The organism is Bradyrhizobium sp. P5_C11_2, from assembly GCF_054049755.1.
In genome coordinates, this window is record NZ_JBFULT010000347.1 from 1 (window position 1) to 8103 (window position 8103).

The 8103-nt window shown below is 67.1% G+C and carries 6 protein-coding genes; 2 read left to right on the top strand and 4 right to left on the bottom strand.

Annotated elements, in window-relative coordinates:
• Both ACXJL8_RS26945 and ACXJL8_RS26950 read right to left on the bottom strand, forming a co-directional pair.
• The coding region (locus tag ACXJL8_RS26945; protein ID WP_456685892.1) for a bifunctional diguanylate cyclase/phosphodiesterase at window positions 1-2578 on the bottom strand (2578 nt) is incomplete at its 3' end.
• A gap of 138 nt (window positions 2579-2716) precedes the next feature.
• Window positions 2717-3409, bottom strand: a complete 693-nt coding sequence (locus tag ACXJL8_RS26950; protein WP_456622335.1) for a hypothetical protein — start codon at window positions 3407-3409, stop codon at window positions 2717-2719.
• A gap of 187 nt (window positions 3410-3596) precedes the next feature.
• Here ACXJL8_RS26950 and ACXJL8_RS26955 point away from each other — a divergent pair, with 187 nt between their 5' ends.
• Both ACXJL8_RS26955 and ACXJL8_RS26960 read left to right on the top strand, forming a co-directional pair.
• Window positions 3597-4583, top strand: coding sequence for a LysM peptidoglycan-binding domain-containing protein (locus tag ACXJL8_RS26955; RefSeq protein ID WP_456622336.1), 987 nt, complete (start codon window positions 3597-3599; stop codon window positions 4581-4583).
• Between the two features lie 162 nt (window positions 4584-4745).
• On the top strand, window positions 4746-6017 hold the full coding sequence (locus tag ACXJL8_RS26960) for a Spy/CpxP family protein refolding chaperone (RefSeq protein ID WP_456622337.1): 1272 nt from the start codon (window positions 4746-4748) through the stop codon (window positions 6015-6017).
• A gap of 24 nt (window positions 6018-6041) precedes the next feature.
• Here the strand turns inward: ACXJL8_RS26960 and ACXJL8_RS26965 are convergent, their stop codons facing one another.
• Window positions 6042-6869: a hypothetical protein gene (locus ACXJL8_RS26965; protein WP_456685893.1), complete on the bottom strand. Its 828-nt coding sequence runs from the start codon at window positions 6867-6869 to the stop codon at window positions 6042-6044.
• Window positions 6870-7213: 344 nt separating this feature from the next.
• Window positions 7214-8103, bottom strand: an 890-nt coding sequence (locus ACXJL8_RS26970) for an adenylate/guanylate cyclase domain-containing protein (protein WP_456685894.1), incomplete at its 5' end; no start/stop codon positions are given.

Here is an 8103-nt window from a genome sequence, read left to right on the forward strand (position 1 = left end):
TGCAGCCGAGCTGCCGCAGCACCTCGCGCTGCGCTTCGGTCTCGACGCCTTCGGCTGTCGTCGCCATGTGGCGCGCGGCCGCCATGTGCACCACGGCCTGGACGATCGGCGAGGAATCCTCGGGCTCGCCGATGTCGCTGATGAAGCTGCGATCGATCTTGATCTTGTCGAAGGGGAAGCGGTGCAGATAGCTCAGCGACGAATAGCCGGTGCCGAAATCGTCGAGCGCGATGCGCACGCCGAGCTCGCGCAGCTGCTGGAGGATCGTCAGCGCCTCCGCGTCGTCGCGGATCAGGACCGTCTCGGTGACCTCGAGCTCGAGCCGTCCCGGTGCGAGGCCTGATTCCGCCAGCGCCGCGGCGACCTTCAGCGCCAATGTCTTGGCGCGGAACTGCACCGGCGAGACGTTGACCGCGATGTGGATCTGGCCGGGCCAGGAGGCGGCCTCGGTGCAGGCCTGTTTCAGCACCCATTCGCCGATCTCGCCGATCAGGCCGGTGTCTTCGGCGACCGGAATGAACTCCGCGGGCGAGACCATGCCGCGCTCCGGGTGGTGCCACCGCAGCAGCGCCTCGCAGCCGGTCACGACATTGGCCGCGAGGTCGACCAGCGGCTGGTAGTGCACCTCGAACTCGCCGCGGGCGAGCGCCTGCCGCAGATCGAGCTCGAGCTGGCGGCGCTGTCCCGCCTTGGCATCGTATTCGGGCACGAAGATGCGGAAGGTGCGGCGGCCCTCGGACTTCGCCGCGTACATCGCGAGATCGGCGCGCTTGAGCAAATCGTCGAGATTGTCGCCGTGATCGGGCGCGATTGCGATGCCGATGCTGGCGTCGGTCGGAATCTCCTGGCCGTTGCAGTCGACCGGCGTGCGCAGTGCCTTGAGGATCCGCTCCGCCAGCGCGGTCAGCTCGGCCTGGTCGCTGATGCCGGCCTTGACGACGGCGAATTCGTCGCCGCCGAGCCGCGCGACGAGGTCGTTGCCGCTGACGCAGGCGCGCAGGCGGTTGGCGACCTGGCGCAGCAATTCGTCGCCGACCTCGTGGCCGAGCGAATCGTTGACACCCTTGAACTCGTCGACGTCGATATAGAGGATCGCGAACGGCTTGCCCTCGGCGAGCTCCGCGACGCGGCGCTCCAGATGGCCGCGCAGCAGCACGCGGTTGGGAAGGTCGGTCAGCGCGTCATAATGCGCCATATGCGCAATGCGCTCATCGGCGCGGATGCGCTCGGTGACGTCGTCATGGGTCGCGAGCCAGCCGCCGGCGACCGCGGGCTGGTTCTTGATCTCGATCAGGCGGCCGTCGGCGGTCTCCACGACGGCGCTCTGTGTCCGTCCGACCTGGCTCAGGATGCCGTCGCAATAGGTGTCGACGTCGCCGTCGAACGAGCCGGTGTCGTGGCGGTGCTGGATCACGTCGCGGAAATAGGCGCCGGGCTTCACCACGTCGGCCGACAGGCCATACATCTCGACGTAGCGCCGGTTGCAGACGATGAGCCGCTCGTCCTGGTCGAACATCAGCAGGCCCTGCGTCATCGTGTTCATCGCGGTGTCGAGCCGCTGCTTCTCCACCGAGAGGCGGCGCGTGACCTGGCGGAAGGTCAGGAACAGCGTGAGCACGAGCAGGCCGATCGACAGCACGGCCACGGTGACGAAGAATTTGGTTTGCGTGCGCCAGGTCGCGAGCGTTGCGTCCAGTGACTTGGTCGCGACCACCACCAGCGGCTCGCCGGTGAGGAGGCGCGAGGCGACGATGCGGTCCTTGCCGTCGATCGGGCTTGCGAGCTTGGTGGTGACGAAGGTGCGCTCGAACACCGCGATCTGCTCGGGCGTGCCGTTGCGAAAATTCTGCCCGATCATGGCGTCGGCATGCGGGATGCGCGCGAGCAGCTGGCCGTTCTGGTGGTGCATCGCGATCGAGGACTCCTCGCCGAGCCCGGTCGAGGCGAAGAACGATTCGAGCTGGTCCGGCGCGATCGCGCGCGAGACGATGCCGAAGAACTCGCCGCGAGGGCCCGACACGCGCCGGGCGAACACGATCGCCGGGCCGCCGCCGATCCGGCCGTCGACGACCTCGACCTCTTCCTGCGCCGCCGGATCACTCTTGAGCCGGTTGAAATAGCGGCGGTCGGACACCGAGATGTCGGCGACCGGCCAGCGCCGTGACGAGTTGATCAGCACACCGTTGGAATCAAACACATTGGCGCCGGCCACGTCGGACCAGCCGCTGGCCTTTGCACGCAGCACTTCATGCATGGCCAGCGTGCCCATCTCGCTGCGGAACACGTCCGCGGAATCGATGCCATGGCTTTCGAGCTCGGCGATGATGCTCTTCTGGAGCACCGTAAAATCCTCGAACTCGCGGTCGAAATGGCGGGCCAGCAGGCGGACGGCGCTCTCGAGGTTGTCGCGGCCGCTTTCGATGGCGTTCTGCCGGAACCTGTCGACGGTCAGCGCGGTGCCGATGGCGGTCGCGGCCATCAGCACGAAGCCGCCGACGATCAGCCATGTCAGCGGCGCCCCGCGCCAACGGCGGAGCAACGCGCGCATCCGCGCGCTCCATCGGATCGATGTGCCCATCCAGCCCTCCCGTGGGATGCAAGATGCAGCAAAACCGACAAGACCCCGTTACCAGCGAGGGTTAGGAAAGTATGAATTGGAGCGGAATCAGAGGGTTGTTTTCCCCCGCGAAAGCTCACCCACCCGACGTAGCGGCACTCACCGCTTGATCTCCCAGTTCAGCGCTTCCGCATTGCCCTTGGCGAACATCGCCGGCACGTCGAACTTGCCGGTCTTGAGGTCATAACGACATTTCCAGTCCGCCAATCCCTTCACGGCGACGTTCTTCGGATGCTTGTCCATTTCGCCCGACAGCGAGATCAAGAGGTAGCGGTTGTTGGGCCAGTCGACGCCGAGCCAGCGATAAGCATCTTCGGTGCCCTTCATCAGATTGGCCGAGATGTGGTAGTCGAGCTTCATGTTCTTGGTGTCGGGCCGGCTGTGGAAATAGGCCCAGGCGAGGTCACTGAGCGATTTCGTCGTCGCGCTGACGAAGGCGCCGTTCTCGACATGGTAGAGAAAGAGATCCTGCGAGCCCGAGCCGGTCTTCTGCATCCGCACCAGCCATTGCGAATCGTTGGTGAAGCGGAAGCCGGCGCCATAGCCCTGCTCGGGCTTCAGCTCCGTCATCCGCTCGCCGTTCCTCGCCCAGGCCTGCCATTTGACGTCGAAATCCTTGCTGTCCTTCATGTACTGCTCGATCTTGGTGGCGCCGTCGGGCGAGGTGAAGGCGAGATCGGCATTGTCGGTGAGGACGTAATCCGGCGGCGGGCCGGAGGCGGCGAGCGCGGGGGAGGCGGCCAGTATGAGGGCGAGCGCCAGCCATTGTGCGGGACGGCGAAATGCGTTCACGGGAAAAATTCCTTGAGAAATATGCCGCAGCGCGGCCACGGTCATTTGACGCCGACGGGGCCGTGCCGGTTCATCCGTGGCGTGCTGGAACGAAAGAGGGATCATCCCAACGGCCGTCTTGCTGCCGTAGCCAAATCGGCGCAGGTTGCCGCCATCGGCTGATTTGCGATCAAGGGTTCGTTTTCCGATGATAACCGCGTCCAAGGCCCTCGTTGCGTTCTGCGTGCTCGCGGTGACCGGCACCGTGATGGTGATCGGTCCCACCGAGCTGCGCCGCCTGCTGCCGGGCGGTGCGAAGACCGAGACCGCGATCGCCGCCAGGCCGGAGGCCAAGGTCGAGCCCAAGCCGGAAACGAAGCCGGAAGAACCGAAGGCGGCCGCCGCTGCGCCGGCCTCGCCATCCGCATCCCCGGCGCCCAAGCCGGGCGCCCTGGCCGAGTCGCAGAAGCAGGTCACGGCCGCGCTCGCCGACCTCGCGCCGCTCAAGCCGCCGCCGGCCGCGACCGACACCGGCCCCCGTTTCGACGTCGGGCGCATCGACGATCACGGCGAGGCCGCGGTGATCGCCGGCCGGGCCACGCCCGGCGCGAAGGTCGAATTGCTACGCGACGGCAAGCCGCTCGACAGTGTGGTGGCCGATGCGTCGGGCCAGTTCGTGATGACCCCGCCGCAGCTTCCCGCCGGGTCATATGAGCTGACGCTGCGGGCAAAGGCGCCGGATGGCACCGTCACGCAATCCGGCCGCAGCATGCCGGTGACCATTGCCGAGGCGCCGCCGCCGCCCGCGCGCCCCACACCGGCCGCGAGGCAAGAGGCGAAGCAGGCCGACACATCGGATGTGGTGGCCTCCTTGCCGTCAGCCGCGCCGCACCTGGCCGCGGCATCGGACAAGTCCGCGGCCCGGGCCAGGATGATGGGTGCGCCCAAGCCCAGGGTCATGGCGAGGGCGCCGGCCGCAGCGGCGTCGCCTGCGGACATCCTCAACGGCGCACCCGCGGAGACCGGCGGCAACCGGGTGATTTCCCGCGGCGACAGCCTGTGGGCCCTGAGTCGGCTCGCCTACGGCGATGGCGCCCGCTACGCTGTGATCTTCAAGGCCAACCGCGACAAGATCCACAATCCGAATTTGATCTATCCCGGCCAGACGCTCGTGCTGCCGCAAAAGGCCGAGTGAGGACCGAAGCCCCTCGTCTGCGACCGTTTGACTCCTCGGGTCCGGGAACCTTTGGTTCCGCTCCGAGTCATCGTCATGCGCCGTGACGCGCGCTTGGCGCTGGAGGAGGGCCAAGAAGTGGTCAGCTCGGTGGGCAACTCGGTGGTCAGGTCGGTGGTGGTCATGTCGAGATCGCGCATGGGACTGGCGCTGGCCGGCGCGGCCTTCATGGTTCTGGCAGCGCTGCTGCCGAATACGGCCCAGGCGCAGTTCGGACTGCGCGGTGGCCCGCTCGGCGTTGCGCGCTTTGCCGTCGGCCATGTGATCGGCCTGTCGCGCCTGCGCCACGCCCGCATGGCGGTGCGCGGCGGCCGCACCCGCTCCGCCGCGCTGAGGTCGCAGGATCCGCGCGGGACCGAGCGTGCCCAGCTTGCCAATCCCTATGTCTTGCGTGCGGCGCTGACGGCGCAGGCTGCGCTGTCGGGCTGGCATGGCGGCCGCCGCCCGCAGGGCTGGTGGCGTCACCCCGACGGCAGCTACGGCTGGGCCGGTCCCGTGTTCTGGCCGTTCGCGCATGACGACCTCACCACCGCAATCATCTTCGGCGATGCGACCAGCCTCTCGCTCTATGGTTATGGCGATATCTACGCCGCGATCTTCGCGCCCTATGCGGCCACCGAGCTTGCCGCCTACACCGCGCCGCAGGGCAGGCGTGCGCGCAGGGTCCCACCGGTCGAGGCTGTCTGCGAGGCCAGCGACACCGGCGGCTTGCCGGTCGACCGCATCATCGCTGCGGTGCAGCCGAACGAATTGCAGCGTACAGCGCTCGACGAACTCGCGGCCGCCTGGACCAATGCGCGCGACACCATCCGCGCCGCCTGCCCGGCGCAGGCCCCCGCCGCCGCGGCGGAACGCCTCGGCCTGATGCAGGCCCGCCTGGAAGCGATGATCAAGGCAACGGGTGCGATCGCGCCGCCGCTGGCAAAATTCGTCGATCTCCTCGCGGACAATCAGAAAGCAAAGCTCGACGCGCTGGCGAAGGACCGCCGCGCCGCGCTGGCATCGGCCCAGCACAAGGACGCGCAGGCAGCAAGCGCCTGCCAGGCGGATAGCGACCCGCGCTACGACGAGCAGGTGCAGCGCCAGTACGAGCAGCTGGTGCGGCAGCAATGGCCCGCCGACGACATCGCTTCGACGCTTCGCCTCGACGAGATCGCCCGCGCCCGGCTCGAGGTGCTCCAGGACACCACGCTGCGCACCATGCAAACTCTGAGCGCCTGCCCGACAGAGCCCGCGGCGACCCCGAGCGCGCGATTGGCCGCGGCGAAGGCGCGGCTCGAGACGATGCTGCAAGCGGTGAAGGGCGTCGGCGATGCGCTCGACGATTTCGGGGCGGATTTGAGCGACGAGCAGAAGGCGAGCTTCGAGGCGATCGGGCCGAAGCGGGGAGCGTGATGTTCGGGTGGTTCGCCGCGAAGACTAGCCGCACGCCCAGTCGAACTGCATCTCCTTGAAATCGAGCTGCGCGTTGCCGCCGCCAAAATTGTAGCCGCCGAAATATTCCTCGAACTCGATGTAGAACGGGCTCATCTCCGGCACCGCCTGGCAGGGCCGCATGGTGCCGCCGAGATGATTGTGGGCGTGGTCCTTGCCCCAGTCGTGCAGGCGGAAATTGTCGCGGCCCGGGACGTCGCCGACATAGTAGTAATAGGGCTGATAGCCGGTCGGTGGGTTTTGGCGGGTGTGCTCGTCCTGCGGGCCCTTGCCCGCATTGGGATCGGTCGCGCGCGCCGTCAGTGCAATCGCGCGGGTCTCGCTGAGATCGGCGCGCGGCGAAGCGGCGAACATCTTTTTCGCGTAAGGCGCGGCGGCCTCGAAGAAGGCATTGGCGCCGCCGACGTCGAGCCAGCGCGGCCGTTCCGCGGTTGCGAGCGCCAGCGGCGCCGGCGGCGTTGCGAACGCGCCGTCATATTCGCGCGCTGTCAACAGCAGCGCGGCATATTCGTAGTCGAGGATGTCGGTCATGCGGGACAGGCGCGGATGCGCTGGTAGCGCCAGCACCGCCTCGCGGATTTCAGGGTCATCAGGCGCGCCGCCGTCATTGTGATCGGGCGCGGTCGCAAAGAACGATACCGCGACGATGTCCTCGCCGTGCACGCGATAATCCTCCGGCAGTTTTAGCGTAAAGCCGTGCATCAGCGGATAGCCGGTCACGGGATYGAACGGCCATTGCTCGCTGGTGATGCCCGGCGGCAGGCCATAGACCCAGCCGTGATCGCGCTCGCGATCGACCGGACGGTCCAGCATCTGCAAATCATATGCACGCGAAGGCAAGGCAAACGCCACGATCGTCTCCCATCCAAACTCCGCCTCGACGTCGAGGCGATGGTTAGTCGCGGGGAGGCGAGATGGGGTTCGTGGGAGGGGTGGGGAATTGTGTGCGTTGATTATTCGCAACGCCGGCGCCTCAATCTCCACTGTCGTCCCGGCGAAGGCCGGGACCCATAACCCCAGGGAACAGTTTGGCGAAGATTAGTCGTTCGGGACCAAGACCACCCGCAATCGATAGATTCCGCGGTATGGGTCCCGGCCTTCGCCGGGACGACCCGGGGAGAGTTTAAGTTTGCCTTCCTTGCGGATTGAGAAAGAACTCACCCCCGCCGTCTTGCCGCCGAGGCGTCCACCACGTTCTCCACCTCCTCGCGCCACGACAAAATCTCCATCGCCAGCACGGGGTGATTGAAGCCCTTGAGCACGAGATCGTCGAGCGCGCGGGCCTCGACGAAGGGTTCGACGATGCCGTAGACGCGCCGGGCCACCACGACCTGGCCGGCCTTGGCCTCGTCGCAGAGGCGCGAGGCGAGGTTGGTGACGCYGCCGATCGCGGCATATTCGAGCCGCTGCTCGAAGCCGATCTGGCCGAGCGTGGCGTAGCCCATGGCGACGCCGAGGCCGAAGCCGAGCGAGTGGCCGCGGTTCTTCCATTTCTCGGTCAGCTTGCCGATCGTATCGCGCATCTCGACCGCCATCTTCACCGCGCGCTTGGTGTGGTCGGCGAATTGAATCGGCGCGTTGAACAGGATCATCACGCCGTCGCCGGCAAAGCGGTCGAGCGTGCCCTCGTAGCGATGGATCAATTCGCCGAGCGCCGCGTGGTATTCGCGCAGCACGTTCATCGCCTCTTCCGGCTCGGTCGCCTCGGTGAAGGAGGTGAAGCCGCGCAGGTCGCAGAACACCACGGTCACCTCGCGGCGGTGGCTGTCGAGCAGCGCATCGTGGCCGTCGGAGGAGGCGATCAGCTGGGCGACCTGCGGGGCGAGGAAACGTTCGAGCCGCTTGATGCGGCCGATCTCTCCCAGCTGCTTCTCGACGCGCTCTTCCAGCGAGCGATTCCAGTTGCGGAGCTGCTCGGTCTGCTCCTGGAGCTTTGTCGCCTGCTGCTGCACGGTCTCGTGCGCGGCGGCGAGCTCACGGCCCTTGTGGTCGACCTCGCTGAACAGCCGCGCATTGCGCATCGCCAGCACCGCCTGGTGCGCGAAGG

Excerpts from the sequence above, each read along its gene's own strand:
- ACXJL8_RS26955 (WP_456622336.1), top strand. The coding sequence starts at position 3,597 with ATGATAACCGCGTCCAAGGCCCTCGTTGCGTTCTGCGTGCTCGCGGTG.
- ACXJL8_RS26960 (WP_456622337.1), top strand. The coding sequence starts at position 4,746 with ATGTCGAGATCGCGCATGGGACTGGCGCTGGCCGGCGCGGCCTTCATG.